This is a genomic window from Paenibacillus sp. YYML68, from assembly GCF_027923405.1.
Classification (GTDB): domain Bacteria; phylum Bacillota; class Bacilli; order Paenibacillales; family NBRC-103111; genus Paenibacillus_G.
Window position 1 is genome coordinate 4471068 of sequence record NZ_BQYI01000001.1, and the last position, 16797, is coordinate 4487864.

Below are 16797 nucleotides of genomic sequence, written 5' to 3' on the forward strand. Positions count from 1 at the left end.
AGATGATAACGCTGGGAGCTAGTCCATAATCTGTCTAGCAGACGACTACTCGTGCCCGTACGTCTCTTCATACTTCTCGGCATCCCACAGCTTATCCAGCTCGCTCGGTTCGCTCAGCTCGATCGTCATCAGCCAGCCGTGACCGTACGGTGACATGTTGATGACACCCGGATTTTCACCCAGCTTCGTATTGGTGCTGACGATCCTGCCGGACACCGGCGCATACAGCTCCGTCACCGTCTTCACCGACTCCATGCTGCCGAACGGCTCACCCGCTGTAATGGTCTCCCCCGACTCCGGCAGCTCGATGAAGACGATCATGCCGAACTCCTCCTGCGCGAAGTCCGTCAGTCCGATGATCGCCTGCTTGCCCTCCACCTTCACCCAGTGATGGTTCTCGCTGTACTTCAGTCCTTGTACGATTTCCATGTACTTACACCCCCTTCAATGGAACGGAAAGCCCTTAGGACATTATATCCCAAGAGCTCCCCGACTCAGCAGTATTCAGCTTATAGAAATTACTTACGCACCGCGTTCACGATCAGGTCGCCCATCGCCGTTGTGCCGATCGCAGTGCTGCGGTCAGTCGCGATGTCGCCTGTACGGTGACCCGCATCAAGCACTTCCTTCACCGCACGCTCGATCGCATCAGCTGCCTCGTGGTAGCCGAACGTCAGGCGGTACATGAGAGCAACGGACAAGATCGTCGCGATCGGGTTCGAGATGCCTTGACCGGCAATGTCAGGCGCCGAGCCGTGTACCGGCTCGTACAAGCCGAACGCGCCCTCGCCGAGCGATGCGGACGACAGCATGCCGATCGAGCCAGTCAGCATTGCTGCCTCGTCGCTCAGAATATCGCCGAACATGTTCTCTGTCACGATAACGTCGAAGCTTGCCGGACGGCGCAGCAGCTGCATCGCGCAGTTATCAACGAGCACGTGCTCCAGCTCCACATCCGGATACTCCGGAGCGATCCGGTTCACGACCTCGCGCCACAGGCGGGACGTCTCAAGTACGTTCGCCTTGTCGACGGAAGCGAGCTTCTTACGGCGTGTCTGCGCAATCTCGAACGCCTGGCGAACGATGCGCTCCACTTCAGTCACGTTGTATACGCACGTATCAACCGCTTCTTGACCGTGCTGGCCATCGCGGCGGAACTTCTCGCCGAAGTAGATGCCGCCTGTCAGCTCGCGCACGACGATCAGGTCTGTGCCTTCAAGCACCTCTGGCTTCAGCGTGGATGCGTCCTTCAAGCAATCGAACACGTTCGCTGGGCGAATGTTAGAGAACAAGCCGAGCGCCTTACGGATGCCCAGGAGACCTGTCTCCGGGCGAAGCTCCTTCGGGTTGTCATCCCACTTCGGACCGCCTACAGCGCCGAGCAGCACCGCGTCAGACGCCTTACACATGTCGAGCGTCTCCTGCGGCAGCGGAGTTCCCTTCTCATCGATGGCGATGCCGCCGAACAAGCCATGCTCGAACTCGAAGGAGAGGCCGAATACTTCCTCAGTCTTCCTCATGACCTTAATCGCTTCTGCTACTACCTCTGGACCGATACCGTCTCCGGCAATTACAGCAATTTTCTTTACATCTGCCATGGTTTGCGTTCACTCCTCTAAGAATCATTACCTCTGTTGTACCATACTTGGCCCAAGCTTGACAAATTTATAAAAACTATGATCTCCATAGGTTTCATCTATAACGATGCTCATACACTGCCAGATTACATATTCTAAAACTACCGAAAAGACTCGGTCTATGCCGAGTCTTTTCGTATTCAAGCTGCTGCTCCCAGCAATGCCTTTTTTAATTCACACCCCGGAGCCGTTCTCTAACCCCTTACTTCCCGTCGGCGCCCATGTTATTCACGGCACTGAACAGAGCCTTAACCGACGAGGTCATGATGTCGACATCGATGCCGCAGCCCCAATATACGTTGCCGTTCGAGCCCTTGACCCCGATGTACGAGACCGCCTGCGACTTGGAGCCCGTCTCGAGTGCGTGCTCCTGGTACGTCAGGTCGGAGTAGTCCACTCCGAGGTGCGTATGCAGTGCATTGCTGATCGCATCCAGGCCTCCGTCGCCTGCTCCGGTAATTTCCTTCGTTCCTTCGCTCGTCCGGATCGTCACCACCGCTTGGAAGGACTCCTCCTCCGTGAAGCGGAATTTGACGAGCTCCACCGGAGTTTTGATATTCACATATTGCTTAACGAAAATATCATAGATCTCGTTTGGCAGTAGCTCCTTCTGCTCCTGATCCGATACGTTCTTCACGCAGTAGCCGAAGTGCTCACGCATCTTGGCTGGCAGGTCCAGGCCGTACTTCAGCTGAAGCACGTACCCGATTCCCCCCTTGCCCGACTGGCTGTTGATCCGGATAATATCCCCTTCATACTCCCTGCCGATATCCTTGGGATCGATCGGCAAATACGGAACAGACCAATGTCCGCGTTCCTGCTCCTCGCGCCACTTCATACCCTTCGCAATCGCATCCTGATGGGAGCCCGAGAATGCTGTGAACACCAGCTCCCCGCCGTATGGATGTCTTTCGCCCACTCTCATCTTGGTCAGACGCTCATAGACGGACAGAATCTCAGGAAGGTTATGGAAGTTCAGCTTCGGGTCTACACCATGAGAGTACAGGTTCAGTGCCAGCGTAATGATATCCACATTCCCCGTTCTCTCCCCGTTCCCGAACAACGTTCCCTCAACCCGCTGCCCCCCAGCCAGCATGCCCAGCTCAGCATCCGCTACTCCCGTTCCTCTGTCGTTATGGGGGTGAAGGGATACGATGACGTTGTCCCGATAGCTTAAGTTCTCACTCATGTACTCAATCTGGCTTGCGTAGACATGCGGCATGGACATCGATACCGTTGCAGGTAAATTAATGATGACCTTGTTATCGGCTGTAGGCTGCCACACATCCAGCACCCGATTGCAGATATCTAATGCGAATTCGATCTCTGTCCCTGTAAAGCTCTCCGGCGAGTATTGGAACTGGAAGTTGCCCTCCGTCTCCTCAGCACATACCTTCAGCAGCTTCGCGCCGGTGACGGCGATATCAATAATTTCCTCCTTGGACTTGCGGAACACTTGCTCCCGCTGGGCCAGGGAGGTCGAATTGTACAGATGTACGACCGCCTTTTTCGCTCCCCTCAGCGACTCGAAGGTTCTACGAATAATATGCTCTCTCGACTGGGTCAGCACCTGGATGGTGACATCATCCGGGATCAGGTTCTGCTCGATCAGCGTGCGCAGGAAGGTGAATTCTGTCTCCGAGGCTGCGGGGAAGCCAACCTCAATCTCCTTGAACCCAACATCCACGAGCAATTGGAAATATTCCAGCTTCTCCTCTAGGTTCATCGGAACGATCAGTGCCTGATTCCCGTCACGAAGATCCACGCTGCACCAGCTCGGCGCCTCTATGATGTATTCCTTCTGGGTCCATTTCAAGCTTTGCTGCGGCGGCATAAAATAGCCTCTACTATATTTCCCTGCATTCTTCATACTTGTTCCTCCCTCTCCATATCGTATTAACGAACCGATGGAACGCAAAAAAGCCCTTCATCTCCTTAAACAGAGACGAAAGACGTTGTCATCTTACGCGGTACCACTCTTATTCATGCTGCAGAGAGCATGCCCTTAGCAGATACAGGCAGCCCCCGATCGGGCATACCCTAACCTCCCTGATGATAACGGTCAGGCTCCGGCTCCACCTACTGCATACGTTCAGCGAGCAACTCTAAGGTGAGTTCAGACCCTCTTCCCGACTGTTTCGCACCACCCAACAGCTCTCTTGACGATCGGAAGATCCTACTATTCCTCTTCACCGTATTCTGATATTACTTCGTATTGTATACTACACGGGCCGAAATATCAAGTAGGGCGAGACGAAAAAAGGCAAAGCCCGAAGGAGCGGCAGCAGCAAGGCCACTGCTCAGCTCGCATCGAAGCTATGCCTATGTACCATCCAATTACTTCTTGATCCAGTGCATCATTTCACGCAGCTGCTTGCCTGTCTGCTCGATCGGATGCTCGGACTCCAGACGACGAGTCGCAGTCATGAACGCGAAGCCGGACTGGTTCTCGAGGATGAAGTCGCGAGCGAACTTGCCCTGCTGGATATCTTCCAGAACGCGCTTCATTTCCTTCTTCGTCTCTTCAGTGATGACACGAGGACCCGTTACGTAGTCGCCGTACTCAGCTGTGTTCGAGATCGAATGTCTCATTGTTGCAAGACCGCCCTCGTACATGAGGTCAACGATCAGCTTCAGCTCGTGCAAGCACTCGAAGTAGGCCATCTCTGGCGCGTAGCCTGCTTCTACCAACGTCTCGAAGCCTGCTTTAACGAGCGCGGAAGCGCCGCCGCACAGAACAGCCTGCTCACCGAACAGATCCGTTTCTGTCTCTTCACGGAACGAAGTCTCAATTACGCCTGCACGCGTGCAGCCGATACCTTTTGCGTAAGCAAGACCGATGTCCTTCGCCTTGCCTGTAGCATCCTGGTGAATTGCGATCAGACCAGGCACGCCGAAGCCTTCTACGTATACACGGCGAACCATGTGACCTGGGGACTTCGGAGCAACGAGGAATACGTCCTTGTCAGCGGATGGAGCGATTTGACCAAAGTGAACGTTAAAGCCGTGGGAGAACATGATCGCAGCGCCGTGCTTCAGGTTCGGCTCGATCTCGCTCTTGTAGACGCGTGCTTGCGTCTCGTCCGGCATCAAAATTTGTACGATGTCAGCGAGCTTCGTCGCTTCCGCAACGGAGTACACGTCGAAGCCGTCGTTTTTCGCTTGCTCGAAGGAACGACCTTGGCGAAGACCGATGATGACCTTCAGACCGCTGTCACGCAGGTTTTGCGCTTGTGCATGGCCTTGGCTGCCATAACCGATAATAGCAATTGTTTTGCCGCTTAGTACGTTAAGATCTGCATCTTTTTCATAATACGTTGTAACTGCCATGGTATAATAGTTCCTCCTTTAATTTAAAACCCTGTGAGCGGGTGCTCAAGCGCACCACCGCAACGCCGCAATAGCGTAGAGACGTACCTTGACGCCCTGTGGAGCAGGTCATCCGCTTGAGAGCCCGCTCACAGGAATATTGTACTACGTTTGACGGTAACTTGAAACGTTTTTTACATAGACTGGCCGCTTAGTGGCCGCTTCATGGACGTTTATTGAACAATACCGCGTGTCATCGCGGTTACACCTGTGCGAGTAAGCTCCTTGATGCCGTACGGCTTCAGCAGTTCGGTCATCGCGTCGATCTTCGTGGAGTCGCCAACGACCTGCACGATCAGCGAGCTCGGTCCGATGTCGACTACAGCAGCGCGGAACGTCTCGACGACGCCGAGAATTTCCGGACGCATGCTCGGCTCGGCCTGCACCTTGATCAGCGCCAGCTCGCGCGCCACCATCGGGTTCGAGCTCAGGTCCACGACCTTGATGACGTCGATCAGCTTATACAGCTGCTTGGAAACCTGCTCCAGCGTCTTATCGTCCCCTGTCGTGACGATAACCATGCGAGACAGTCCGCTCTCCTCGGACTCTCCCACTGTGATACTCTCGATATTGAAGCCGCGGCGGCCGAACAGGCCGGATACGCGCTGCAGCACACCGGGCTGATTATTGACTAATACGGAAATGGTGTGTTTGCGAATCATTCCGAATCCCCCAGTATCATTTGGTCTATCGTCGAGCCCTGCGTTACCATCGGGAACACGTTCTCGTTCTTGCGAACGACGAACTCCACGAGCACCGGACCCGGCGTATCCATCGCTTCCTTCCAGACCGACTGCGCCTCCTGCTTATTCGTCGCGCGCAGACCCTTCACGCCGTACGCCTCCGCCAGCTTGACGAAGTCCGGACTGCCAGCAAGATCGATATGGCTATAGCGGTTGTCATAAATGATCTCCTGCCACTGACGCACCATGCCGAGCACCTGATTGTTGATGACGACGATCTTCACCGGAATGTTGTTGATCGCGCAGATCGCCAGCTCCTGCGAGCACATCTGCATGCCGCCATCGCCGTTGATGGAGACGACGGTCCGATCCGGATTCGCTACCTGCGCACCGATCGCGGACGGGAAGCCGAAGCCCATCGTACCCAGACCGCCGGAGGTGATCCAGGAGCGCGGCTTGTTGAATTTATAATATTGCGCGGCCCACATCTGATGCTGACCGACGTCTGTTGTAACGATTGCGTCGCCGTTCGTTGTTTCGTGAATCATCTCGATGACGTATTGCGGCTTCAGCTCGGTGTCCGAGTCCTTGTACGTCAGCGGGTTGTTCTTCTTCAGCTCCTGCACCTCGGCGATCCAGCTCGCAGACTTCGCAGCCTTCGCCTTCTCGTTCGCCGCCTGCAGCACAGTCTTAATATCGCCGATGACCGGGATAGCCGTCTCGACGATTTTACCAATTTCCGCAGGATCAACGTCGATGTGCACAATCTTCTTCGCCTTCGGGGCGAAGCCGTTCACCTTCATCGTCACGCGGTCGTCGAAGCGTGCGCCGATACCGATCAGCAGATCGCAGTTCTGCAGCGCGATGTTCGCCGCATACGTACCGTGCATGCCCGGCATGCCGAGCCATAGGTCGTTAGCACTTGGGAAGCCGCCAAGACCAAGTAACGTTGTCGTTACCGGTATGCGCGTCTTCTCGACGAACTGGATCAGCTCTTCAGCCGCGCCTGCATACACGACACCGCCTCCGGCGATGATCATCGGACGCTCGCTCTCGGCAATTGCCTCCAGCATGAGCTCGATCTGCTGCTCATCCAGTGGCGTAGCCGCCTCGTAGCCGCGAATATCGACCTTATCCGGATAGTAGAACTCTGCTGCCGCATTCGATACGTCCTTCGGAATGTCGATCAGCACCGGACCTTTACGGCCCGTGGAAGCGATATGGAACGCCTCCTTAATAATTCGCGGCAGATCCTTCACGTCGCGTACCAGGTAGCTGTGCTTCGTGATCGGCATCGTGATGCCCGTAATGTCAGCTTCTTGGAACGCATCGGTTCCGATGACAGTCGTCGCAACGTTACCAGTAATGACAACGAGCGGCACCGAGTCCATGTACGCTGTCGCAATGCCGGTCACCAGGTTCGTTGCGCCCGGTCCGCTAGTCGCGATACAGACGCCTACCTTGCCTGTCGAGCGGGCGTAGCCGTCCGCCGCGTGAATCGCTCCCTGCTCGTGGCGCGTCAGCAGGTGGTTGAAGTCGGGATTGCCGTGCATCGCGTCGTAGATGTACAGCACCGCACCGCCCGGATAACCGAAGACGCAATCAACGTCCTCGAGCAGCAGGCTGCGCAGCAGCATCTCCGAGCCGGTAATGATGTCCGGCCTCAGCAGCTCTTCATGGAGCTGCTCTCTCGATTTTTGTGTAGCTTGAACGACCATATTGGGGCCTCCTCTCTAATATTGAAGCAATGAAGCAATATCTATCCTGAAGTAACAGGTTCCTTACATATCGAAGTCATTCTCGATATTTCGTCACCTGAAGGTGCCGCGATAGCGGCGTGGTTGTCTTATAAGCAGCATAAGCGACATTAACGACGTTTACGTTGTGCGTGTCAGCAACAAGAAAACCCCTTTCATCCCAAACGCAGTAAAGCGTCTGACGGGACGAAAGGGGTTGAGCTTCCGTGGTACCACCCAGAATTTGTTAAATGCCTCGCGACAAATAACCTTAGCAGGTAAAACGCGTCACTAGTAAACGCGAGTTCTACCTTCAGCACCGTAACGTGTGCTACCCGATTTTCCCTAATAACCGCAAGTCTTGCTTGACCGTGCGTCTTTCAGGAAAACAGCTCCGAGGTGAGCTCGTACATAAGGGATTATGGCATTGGTTTCAGCAGCTCCAAATGCTCTCTGATCATAAGGGCCCTTATAACTTCGTCCTCTTCATTGCATTTCGCATCAGTTTGTACTTTTTTGTATTATATGCCGAATGAGGGCTGGTCGTCAAGCTGTAAAAAGCGGTTGGGCACTTTATCCGAGCGCCTGCGCAAGCTGTACCATCAGCGGCAAGCCGATGAGTAGGTTGAACGGGAACGTGACGGCGAGCGCCATGCCGATGTAGACGGACGGATTCGCCTCCGGCACCGCCGTCCGCAGCGCAGCCGGCGCGGCGATGTAGGAGCCGCTGGCGGCCATGACGCCGAGCAGCGCCGCTCCACCGACGGACATGCCGCTCCAATGGCCGAGCAGCACGCCGATTGCCCCAAGCACAGGCGGCAGCAGCAGTGCGAGGCCGACGACGCGCAGCCCCTGCGCCTTCAGCTCGCCGAGACGCTCTCCTGCCTTGAGCCCCATGCCGAGCAGGAACAGCATCAGGATGCTCGGGTACAGGTCGATGAACAGCGGCTTCGCGACCGGCAGCGCATTCTCTCCGGCAGCCATACCGATGACAAGACCACCTATGAGCAGCAGCACGCTTTGACCGAGCAGACCTTCACGCAGCACATGCCCCCATTTGACCGCGAGCAGTCCGGACAGACCGCCTGGTAAGACTCCGACCGCTTGCGTCGTACGCCGGGCGCCTTGCGACGCAGGTGCGGACTTCAGGATCGCGTACAGCAGCAGCGACGTTAGGATCGCTGGACTCTCCAGCAGCACGACCATGGCACTCATGTAGCCCTCGTAAGCCATGCCGAGCTCCTGCAGGTACGAGGCTGCAATGCCGAAGGTGACGATGCTGACAGAGCCGTACGTGGCCGCCGCCGCAATCGCGTCCGCCTGCTTGAAGCCGAAGGCACGGGCCGCCGCGAACACACCGAACGGGATGAGCACGCCAATGCCGATCGTGACCGCCGCCGGCTTCACCAGCTCATGGAGGCTGAAGTGGGCCAGCTCCATACCGCCCTTCAAGCCAATCGCGAGCAGCAGATAGATGCTGAGCGATTCCATCAGCGCCGGAGGAAATTTCAGATCCGACTTCCATGAGGCGGCCAGCAGCCCGAGCACGAACAGCAGCACCGCCGGTGATGTTAGATGTTGTACAATGAATTCCATCGTATGATCTCTCCCTTATTATCTACTCCTGCCGTTCCAGTTCCGCTCTCGTATTCTAGTTGGTGTGAGGCTCCTCCAGGCTGCCCGCCAGCATGAACACCAGCACGCGCTCCCCTGTCTTCGTACTGATGTCGGTATGCACGCTCACGACCTCGACACCGACCAGCTCCGCGACGATCTCCTTCAGCTGCTCCATCCCCGATTCGATCAGATCTGCGCGAATGCGCTTGATCGACAGCAACCCTTCCCTGCTCTCCGCGAGCTTCTGCTCAGCCGGGGTCAATATCCCCTTCAGCAGCACGACGATCATGTTGCGCACGATGTCGGACTTCACCAGCAGCGGTCCCCTGCCCAGGTATTCCTTCTCCCACTGTGTGACGGCCCGGCTGATCTTGTCCTCCAGCGCACCCTTGCTTCCAACTGCCACTGCGATCTCCTCCTTGCGTTTTTTACTACCTTAACCTTTTAGCGCACAAAAAAACGGCATATTTTCTCGACGGTAACAGCACCGTCAAAAAAACATACCGATTTATTTCAGGCTTAGGCCGACAGTCCCGGTACCTGATGCCCCTTCATCCGAGACGAATACACGATTCGAATGGCTGCTGAAGCGGTCCCCTGTCAACATGCTCCTATGAAATCTTACGGAAATTTCTTTACATATTATTATCAGAAGTACAGTCGAAAGTCAATAAAAAGTTTTAAAGTAGCACATACTTTTTGAACGAATTGTTAAAGCGGCTCGCCCACTTCATATAAGCTTTGAACCTTTCTAATCCAGGGATGACCCTTCCCCCGTATAGTGGAAATGCACTGACTCCATTCGCAGAGGTGAATCCATCGTGACTTGTAACCGGCTACACTGGACTCGATTAGCTGCGCTTCTCTTCATCACCGTTCTACACGGTTATCACCTCAAGATCAGTATACCACAAAACAATAGATAGATTCAATAAAACTAACGCAAGCTATTCGCAGATGGCGACTTACATCCCCATAGCTCAAGCAAGGGGGTTTACGTCGCAGACTATAAAGCTTGCCATAACCGAAGCGGAGGCTGGAGTGCCGATACGTTCCCGAACGGGGAGACGGAGGCCGCCTCGATCGAGCGCTACCTTCAATTCACAGGCTATACGAGCCTCTATCATACTGTGGAGATTAACGGCTATCTGTTCGTCTTCCTCGGCTCTGAGCGCTACCGACAATCCGGCCACGAGCTTGGAGAGTACGCGTACTTGTCAACGGAGCATCTGCAATGGCTGAAGCAGACGCTGGAGGGGAAGGTGGCGAAGGCGGAGGCCGAGGCGACTGTAAGGGAGAACGAGATCGAGGCCGCGGAGGTGAAGGCGATCGCGTCGGCGGCGGGGACCGAGGCGACTGTGAGGGAGACCGAGATCGAGGCCGCGGAGGTAAAGGCGATCGCGTCGGCGGCGGGGACCGAGGCGACTGTGAGGGAGACCGAAATCGAGGCCGCGGAGGTGAAGGCGATCGCGTCGGCGGCGGGGACCGAGGCGACTGTGAGGGAGACCGAGATCGAGGCCGCGGAGGTGAAGGCGATCGCGTCGGCGGCGGGGACCGAGGCGACTGTGAGGGAGACCGAGATCGAGGCCGCGGAGGTGAAGGCGATCGCGTCGGCGGCGGGGACCGAGGCGACTGTGAGGGAGACCGAGATCGAGGCCGCGGAGGTGAAGGCGATCGCGTCGGCGGCGGGGACCGAGGCGACTGTGAGGGAGACCGAGATCGAGGCCGCGGAGGTGAAGGCGATCGCGTCGGCGGCGGGGACCGAGGCAAAGGAGGCGATGACGAACGGCAAGCCCTTCTTTGTCTTCCTGCATCAGCCGCTGCCAGGCACGGTATCGGGCTCACGGGTATGCTGTGCCCAGCACGTCGCTCAGCACGAGGAGCTGAAGCGCATATTGGCTGCATACCCGCAGGCGGTGATCTTCTCGGGGCATACACACTGGGAGCTGAAGCTGCCGCATACGCTCGTCCGTGACAGCTTCACGATGGTCAACTCGTCGTCCGTGAGCCACGTGTGGAACGATGATGGGCAGGGCGGTGAACGAGAACTGCCGCCTGAGGAGAGCGAGGGGCTGTTCGTCGACGTCTTTGACGACCGGATCGAGATCAAAGGCCGCGATTTCTACCGTCAGCGGTGGATACCCGAGGCACGATTCATCGTGCCTGTGGGGCTTTAGCGCACGCTTCGTGCGCTATCGGGCCCGCCGCCTCGCCGCGTGCGGCCTTAGCGCACGCTTCGTGCGCTATTCGGCCCGACGCCGCGCACGGCGCCTAGCCGCGTGCGGCCTTAGCGCACGCTTCGTGCGCTATCGGGCCCGCCGCCGCGCACGGCGCCTAGCCGCGTGCGGCCTTAGCGCACGCTTCGTGCGCTATCGGGCCCGCCGCCGCGCACGGCGCCTCGCCGCGTGCGGCCTTAGCGCACGCTTCGTGCGCTATCGGGCCCGCCGCCGCGCATCGCGCCTCGCCGCGTGCGGCCTTAGCGCACGCTTCGTGCGCTATCGGGCCCGCCGCCGCGCACCGCGCCTCGTCGCGTGCGGCCTTAGCGCACGCTTCGTGCGCTATTCGGCCCGACGCCGCGCACGGCGCCTAGCCGCGTGCGGCCTTAGCGCACGCTTCGTGCGCTATCGGGCCCGCCGCCGCGCACGGCGCCTAGCCGCGTGCGGCCTTAGCGCACGCTTCGTGCGCTATCGGGCCCGCCGCCGCGCACGGCGCCTAGCCGCGTGCGGCCTTAGCGCACGCTTCGTGCGCTATCGGGCCCGCCGCCGCGCACGGCGCCTCGCCGCGTGCGGCCTTAGCGCACGCTTCGTGCGCTATCGGGCCCGCCGCCGCGCATCGCGCCTCGCCGCGTGCGGCCTTAGCGCACGCTTCGTGCGCTATCGGGCCCGCCGCCGCGCACCGCGCCTCACCGCGTGCGGCCTTAGCGCACGCTTCGTGCGCTATCAGGCCCGCCGCCGCGCACCGCGCCTAGCCGCGTGCGGCCTTAGCGCACGCTTCGTGCGCTATCGGGCCCGCCGCCGCGCACCGCGCCTCGCCGCGTGCGGCCTTAGCGCACGCTTCGTGCGCTATTCGGCCCGCCGCCGCGCACCGCGCCTCGCCGCGTGCGGCCTTAGCGCACGCTTCGTGCGCTATCGGGCCCGCCGCCGCGCACGGCGCCTCGCCGCGTGCGGCCTTAGCGCACGCTTCGTGCGCTATCGGGCCCGCCGCCGCGCACCGCGCCTCACCGCGTGCGGCTTTAGCGCACGCTTCGTGCGCTATTCGGCCCGCCGCCGCGCACCGCGCCTCGTCGCGTGCGGCCTTAGCGCACGCTTCGTGCGCTATCGGGCCCGGCGCCGCGCACCGCGCCTCGCCGCGTGCGGCCTTAGCGCACGCTTCGTGCGCTATCGGGCCCGGCGCCGCGCACCGCGCCTCGCCGCGTGCGGCCTTAGCGCACGCCCCCCCTCCAACCGCACAAAAAAACCTTGCCAGCAAGCGCCATCGGCGCTTCTAACAAGGTTTTCCTCTATTGATCGCTATTAAGCGTTCACTTTTTCCTTTGCTGTTGCAGCCAGCGTGTTGAACGAGTTGATATCGTTCACAGCCAGGTCAGCCAGCATCTTGCGGTTCACTTCAACGCCCGCAAGCTTCAGGCCGTGCATCAGCTTGCTGTAGGACAAGCCGTTCTGACGAGCAGCCGCGTTGATCCGTACGATCCACAGCTTGCGGAAGTCGCGCTTCTTCTGGCGACGGTCGCGGTATGCGTACATCAGGGACTTCATGACCTGCTCTTTAGCTGTTTTAAATAATCTATGCTTCGAACCGAAATAACCTTTAGCAAGCTTCAAAATTTTCTTACGACGACGAGTGCGGATAAAGCCGCCCTTAACTCTTGCCATGACGATCTACCTCCAGAATGTATAAATATTAGATGGGCCCGTTGTGCTTACTTATTACTTAATGTTGGACAGCTGCTGCTTCAAGCGTCTTACGTCGCCCGGAGCCATAACCGGATTCGTAGCCAGAACACGCTTCTGACGGCCGGATTTGCCGGAGAGCAGGTGGTTTTTGTACGCCTTGTAGCGCATAACTTTACCTGTACCTGTAATCTTGAAGCGGCCTTTCAGGCTGCTGTGAGTTTTCATTTTTGGCATGGGATGTTCCTCCTTAAAGAGTAAGTTTACTGCTGTTGCTTTGGAGCCAGGATCATGATCATGCTTCGGCCTTCCAGCTTCGGCCTACGCTCGATGATGCACAGCTCTTCAACCTCAGCTGCCATGCGCTCGAGTTGACGCTGTCCGATCTGGGCGTGAGCAATTTCGCGTCCGCGGAAGCGTACGCTCAGCTTCACTTTATCGCCATCGTTCAAGAACTTCACGACATTGCGCAGCTTTGTTTGGAAATCGTGCTCATCAATGGTTGCACTCAGGCGAATTTCCTTCAGCTCGACGATCTTCTGATTCTTACGGGCTTCCTTCTCTTTCTTCTGCATCTCATAACGATACTTCCCGTAGTCCATCACCCGGCAAACCGGAGGCTTAGCGGTAGGAGCGACATTGACGAGGTCCAAATTCAAGTCCTGCGCCAGCTGAAGCGCCTCGCGAATCGGCTTGATGCCGAGCTGCTCACCGTCTGCGCCAATCAATCGAACTTCTCTCGCCCGAATTTCATCATTAATCATGTAATCTGTACTGATAGCCTGCCACCTCCAAAGTGATTGTACCAAGACAAAGAATAAACGGCTCCGCGCACCAAGTAGGTCCGCGAAGACAGCGCCGCTTAACAAAAATAAAAGACGCGGGCACAAGCGCCCACGTCTATGAGGTCAAAATGGGATCGCAGCTTATGTAAGCGGTCGATCTGCCAAAGCCTTCACATTCAGTCAATAACCAGCCAACAAAGTCGGACAGGTGAGAAGCGGGCGCTTCTTCTTTGCACCCGAATAATATATCACACCCGACTCAACCCTGTCAACCGAATTCACAAACCCATTCAGCCATCCACTATCCCGCCTGCTTACTCTGCACTTCCTCAAGCCGGATCACACGCGTATGCTCCGTATGGCTCCACTGCTTGTTGTTCTGCGTGAAGAAAGCATAGAACGTGATCGGCCACCAGGAGAACAGGTACACCGGGAACGTGATCAAATATTTGTACGTCTTCAGCGGCGCCTTCTCCAGCACGAGCGCGACGATGAACTGTCCGTAGGACAGCACCGAGAACAAGGCGAAGAAGAACGGTGACAGCTCATACAGCGAGCTGAACTTCTCTACACCCGGCAGCATAATGTTCAGCCACAGCACGATGGTCAGAATGGAGCCGACAAATACGTTATATACGTTCAGCGCGTACACCGCTGTATCAATCTTCGCCCAGCTGCCTTCCTTAATCCCCGACCAGAACAGCGGCAGGAAGTAACGTCTTGCGACATCGAAGTGTCCCTGCATCCAGCGCAGACGCTGGCGGGCCGACGCCTTGAACGTCAGCGGCTTCTCGTCGTACACCTTCGCGTCGTAGTTGAACGTCGGATTCACACCGCGCATGACGCAGCGCATCGTGAACTCCAGATCCTCGACGAGGCTCGTTGCGCCCCAGCCCATTTCCTTAAGCAGCTTCGTCTCGAAGCACATCCCTGTGCCGCCAAGATAGTTGGCCAGACCCAGATTCGTGCGCGGCAGCTGCCATAGACGGTTGCAATACCAATACGTAACGGCATAAGCCGCTGTAATCCAGGAATCGTGCGGATTCTTCGTATCCAAATAAGCTTGGATGACCTTCGAGCCGTTGCACAGGTCGTCGTTCATATGCTGCAAGTAATCCGGATTGACCAGATTATCGGCGTCGAACATCACGATCGCGTCGTATTGACGCGGCATCTTCCACAGCTCCTTAAGCATCCACTCGATCGCATAGCCCTTGCCCCGCAGCTTCAGATTGCTGCGTTCGCAGGCGTGAACACCCATATCGCGCGCGATCTGGGCCGTGTTGTCCGAGCAGTTATCGCAAATGACGAAAATATCGTACAGCTCCTTCGGATAATCGAGCGTCTTCAGGTTCTCGATCAGCGCTCCGACGACCTGCTCCTCGTTATGTGCAGCAACGAGTACCGCGAACGACTTCTGCGGTGCGTGCTTCTGCTTACCTTTGCGCCTATACCAACCGAAAAACGTTAGAAGCAGCTGATAGCCTCCGGTAACGGCCAAAAAAATCTGGAGGCCTAACAGGATACTGTCCAACATGAAACATCCCCCTTTTGTATGTACCCCTTTTGTAGTTCCTTTGTACAGCGTTGTCTCTATTCTCTTGCTGTTACAGCCATTCGATGGCGGCAATTGGAATTGCGTCCGTCGCCGAATATGATTTTCCTCTCTTTAACCTGATTTGTCAAAAGCTTAAACAGCCTGATTCCGTCAGATCCTAGTTAATTCGGTGAGAAACGGGCGCAATTGTGCCCAGACTCTTTGCCACACAGCTATTACGTCTTATTTTCATCGTTTTTCAAATATTTTATAAGTTCATTCGTGAATATCGTCTGAACGATTGCGGCACAGCGTTATTTCAACACGTACAGCCCTTCCGTCTTGAACGGGTCCGAGGCTGCCGTCACTTCCATGTAGCTCTCATACAGCCTTGTAAAAATGGCATCCCACGACTGGCGCTGACTGTAGCTTCGGCCAGCCTGCGCGAGCTTTGCGGCACCCTCACGGTCATCATGAATCGAGCAGATCGCCTCGACAAATTCCGCAGCTTCCCCTGGCGTGCACAGCAGACCGGTCCGTCCATGCTCAATGTTATCGGCTACGCCGCCGGCATTCGCTCCGACTACGACCGTCCCTGAAGCCATCGCCTCCAGCACCACGTTGCCGAACGTTTCCGTCGCGGAAGGGAATACGAACACATCAGCTGCCGCGTACAGATCGCTCAGCTCCTTGCCCTGCTGGAAGCCGGTAAACGTAATGTCGGCCTCACCTCCGTATTGCTCCTGCAACGGCCTCAGCAGCGGTCCGTCTCCGGCCACGATCAAGTGTGACTTGGCGCGCAGCGGCTCAGGCAGCGATTCGAACGTGCGCATCAGCACGTCGACGCTTTTCTCAGGAGCAAGTCTACCAACATATAACAAGACGAACTTACTCGGGGAAATGTTGCGGGCACGAAGAACCGCATCGCGGTCGACGAACGGATGGAAGCGATTGACCTCGACTCCCCGGGACCATATTTCGACATTCTTCAAGCCCTTGTCCTCGAGGTGCAGCTGGGTCGAACGGGAGGGGGCATATATTTTTTTGCAGTCCTGATGGAACCAGAGCATGTACTTCCACAGCATCGGCTCCATCCACGGCAGCTTATAATAATGTAGATATTGGTCGAAATGAGTATGATACGACGCGACAACCGGCACGTGATTGCGCTTCGCATAATGAAGTCCGACAAGACCCAGGTTGAAGGGCGTTGCCAGATGAATGAGGTCGGGATTGAACGCCTTCAGCGTCTTCTTGAGGTTCATCGGGTTAGGGATAGCCATACGGCACTCCGGATATAACAGGAAAGGGATGCTGTAAAATCGTTCCACCATTCGTTGATCAGATTCGGCAGCCGAATGACTCTGAGGTGCGAACACCTTGCATTCAACCCCGCGCGACTCCAGAAACCTCACCCATCGGCCCAGCGTCTTGGCGACGCCGTTCACATCCGGCTCGAACGTATCCGTAAACAGGGCTACTCTCATGATTAACCTCCTCAACATTTCGCTTTCGAACGGTTATGCGCCTATAAATCCTTGAA

The 16797-nt window shown here is 56.8% G+C and carries 14 protein-coding genes and 1 other annotated feature; of the genes, 1 reads left to right on the forward strand and 13 read right to left on the reverse strand.

Features of this window, described 5'->3' with window-relative positions:
• Window positions 1-45 precede the first annotated feature (45 nt).
• From gcvH to PAE68_RS20030, 8 genes are all read right to left on the reverse strand, one after another.
• Window positions 46-429, reverse strand: coding sequence for a glycine cleavage system protein GcvH (gene gcvH / locus PAE68_RS19995; RefSeq protein WP_281889902.1), 384 nt, complete (start codon window positions 427-429; stop codon window positions 46-48).
• An 89-nt stretch (window positions 430-518) separates the two neighbouring features.
• The gene (gene leuB / locus PAE68_RS20000) at window positions 519-1598 is read right to left on the reverse strand and encodes a 3-isopropylmalate dehydrogenase (RefSeq protein ID WP_281889904.1); all 1080 of its coding nucleotides are present in this window, start codon (window positions 1596-1598) and stop codon (window positions 519-521) included.
• A 241-nt stretch (window positions 1599-1839) separates the two neighbouring features.
• Window positions 1840-3507, reverse strand: coding sequence for a 2-isopropylmalate synthase (locus PAE68_RS20005; protein WP_281889906.1), 1668 nt, complete (start codon window positions 3505-3507; stop codon window positions 1840-1842).
• 68 nt (window positions 3508-3575) lie between these two features.
• Window positions 3576-3839 (reverse strand) — a binding site (T-box leader).
• A 135-nt stretch (window positions 3840-3974) separates the two neighbouring features.
• A complete protein-coding gene (gene ilvC / locus PAE68_RS20010; RefSeq protein ID WP_281889908.1) occupies window positions 3975-4967 on the reverse strand; it encodes a ketol-acid reductoisomerase in 993 nt (330 codons plus the stop codon).
• Window positions 4968-5179: 212 nt separating this feature from the next.
• Window positions 5180-5668, reverse strand: coding sequence for an acetolactate synthase small subunit (gene ilvN, locus PAE68_RS20015; protein ID WP_281889910.1), 489 nt, complete (start codon window positions 5666-5668; stop codon window positions 5180-5182).
• Window positions 5665-7407 carry a biosynthetic-type acetolactate synthase large subunit gene (gene ilvB, locus PAE68_RS20020; protein WP_281889913.1) on the reverse strand — a complete coding sequence of 581 codons (1743 nt, stop codon included), beginning with the start codon at window positions 7405-7407 and terminating at the stop codon, window positions 5665-5667. Before ilvB ends, ilvN begins: the two co-directional genes overlap by 4 nt.
• A 591-nt stretch (window positions 7408-7998) precedes the next feature.
• A complete protein-coding gene (locus tag PAE68_RS20025) occupies window positions 7999-9021 on the reverse strand; it encodes a sodium-dependent bicarbonate transport family permease (RefSeq protein WP_281889915.1) in 1023 nt (340 codons plus the stop codon).
• A 55-nt stretch (window positions 9022-9076) separates the two neighbouring features.
• Entirely contained in the window at window positions 9077-9448 is a 372-nt protein-coding gene (locus tag PAE68_RS20030; RefSeq protein WP_281889917.1) for a Na-translocating system protein MpsC family protein, read from the reverse strand.
• 724 nt (window positions 9449-10172) lie between these two features.
• On the opposite strand from PAE68_RS20030, the gene PAE68_RS20035 reads away from it, so the two are divergent.
• Window positions 10173-11219: a ribonuclease E domain-containing protein gene (locus PAE68_RS20035; RefSeq protein WP_281889918.1), complete on the forward strand. Its 1047-nt coding sequence runs from the start codon at window positions 10173-10175 to the stop codon at window positions 11217-11219.
• A gap of 1335 nt (window positions 11220-12554) precedes the next feature.
• Here the strand turns inward: PAE68_RS20035 and rplT are convergent.
• The 5 genes from rplT to PAE68_RS20060 all read right to left on the reverse strand — a co-directional run bounded on the left by rplT (window position 12555) and on the right by PAE68_RS20060 (window position 16741).
• Window positions 12555-12914, reverse strand: coding sequence for a 50S ribosomal protein L20 (gene rplT, locus PAE68_RS20040; protein WP_281889920.1), 360 nt, complete (start codon window positions 12912-12914; stop codon window positions 12555-12557).
• A 54-nt stretch (window positions 12915-12968) separates the two neighbouring features.
• A complete protein-coding gene (gene rpmI / locus PAE68_RS20045; RefSeq protein ID WP_281889922.1) occupies window positions 12969-13169 on the reverse strand; it encodes a 50S ribosomal protein L35 in 201 nt (66 codons plus the stop codon).
• A gap of 26 nt (window positions 13170-13195) precedes the next feature.
• Window positions 13196-13696 carry a translation initiation factor IF-3 gene (gene infC, locus PAE68_RS20050; protein ID WP_281889924.1) on the reverse strand — a complete coding sequence of 167 codons (501 nt, stop codon included), beginning with the start codon at window positions 13694-13696 and terminating at the stop codon, window positions 13196-13198.
• A gap of 322 nt (window positions 13697-14018) precedes the next feature.
• Window positions 14019-15254: a glycosyltransferase family 2 protein gene (locus PAE68_RS20055; protein WP_281889926.1), complete on the reverse strand. Its 1236-nt coding sequence runs from the start codon at window positions 15252-15254 to the stop codon at window positions 14019-14021.
• A 314-nt stretch (window positions 15255-15568) separates the two neighbouring features.
• Window positions 15569-16741: a glycosyltransferase family 4 protein gene (locus PAE68_RS20060; RefSeq protein ID WP_281889928.1), complete on the reverse strand. Its 1173-nt coding sequence runs from the start codon at window positions 16739-16741 to the stop codon at window positions 15569-15571.
• Between the last annotated feature and the right edge of the window lie 56 nt (window positions 16742-16797).

Excerpts from the sequence above, each read along its gene's own strand:
- PAE68_RS20060 (WP_281889928.1), bottom strand. The coding sequence starts at position 16,741 with ATGAGAGTAGCCCTGTTTACGGATACGTTCGAGCCGGATGTGAACGGC.
- rpmI (WP_281889922.1), bottom strand. The coding sequence starts at position 13,169 with ATGCCAAAAATGAAAACTCACAGCAGCCTGAAAGGCCGCTTCAAGATT.
- ilvC (WP_281889908.1), bottom strand. The coding sequence starts at position 4,967 with ATGGCAGTTACAACGTATTATGAAAAAGATGCAGATCTTAACGTACTA.
- PAE68_RS20025 (WP_281889915.1), bottom strand. The coding sequence starts at position 9,021 with ATGGAATTCATTGTACAACATCTAACATCACCGGCGGTGCTGCTGTTC.
- PAE68_RS20005 (WP_281889906.1), bottom strand. The coding sequence starts at position 3,507 with ATGAAGAATGCAGGGAAATATAGTAGAGGCTATTTTATGCCGCCGCAG.
- rplT (WP_281889920.1), bottom strand. The coding sequence starts at position 12,914 with ATGGCAAGAGTTAAGGGCGGCTTTATCCGCACTCGTCGTCGTAAGAAA.
- gcvH (WP_281889902.1), bottom strand. The coding sequence starts at position 429 with ATGGAAATCGTACAAGGACTGAAGTACAGCGAGAACCATCACTGGGTG.
- ilvB (WP_281889913.1), bottom strand. The coding sequence starts at position 7,407 with ATGGTCGTTCAAGCTACACAAAAATCGAGAGAGCAGCTCCATGAAGAG.
- infC (WP_281889924.1), bottom strand. The coding sequence starts at position 13,696 with ATGATTAATGATGAAATTCGGGCGAGAGAAGTTCGATTGATTGGCGCA.
- PAE68_RS20055 (WP_281889926.1), bottom strand. The coding sequence starts at position 15,254 with ATGTTGGACAGTATCCTGTTAGGCCTCCAGATTTTTTTGGCCGTTACC.
- leuB (WP_281889904.1), bottom strand. The coding sequence starts at position 1,598 with ATGGCAGATGTAAAGAAAATTGCTGTAATTGCCGGAGACGGTATCGGT.
- ilvN (WP_281889910.1), bottom strand. The coding sequence starts at position 5,668 with ATGATTCGCAAACACACCATTTCCGTATTAGTCAATAATCAGCCCGGT.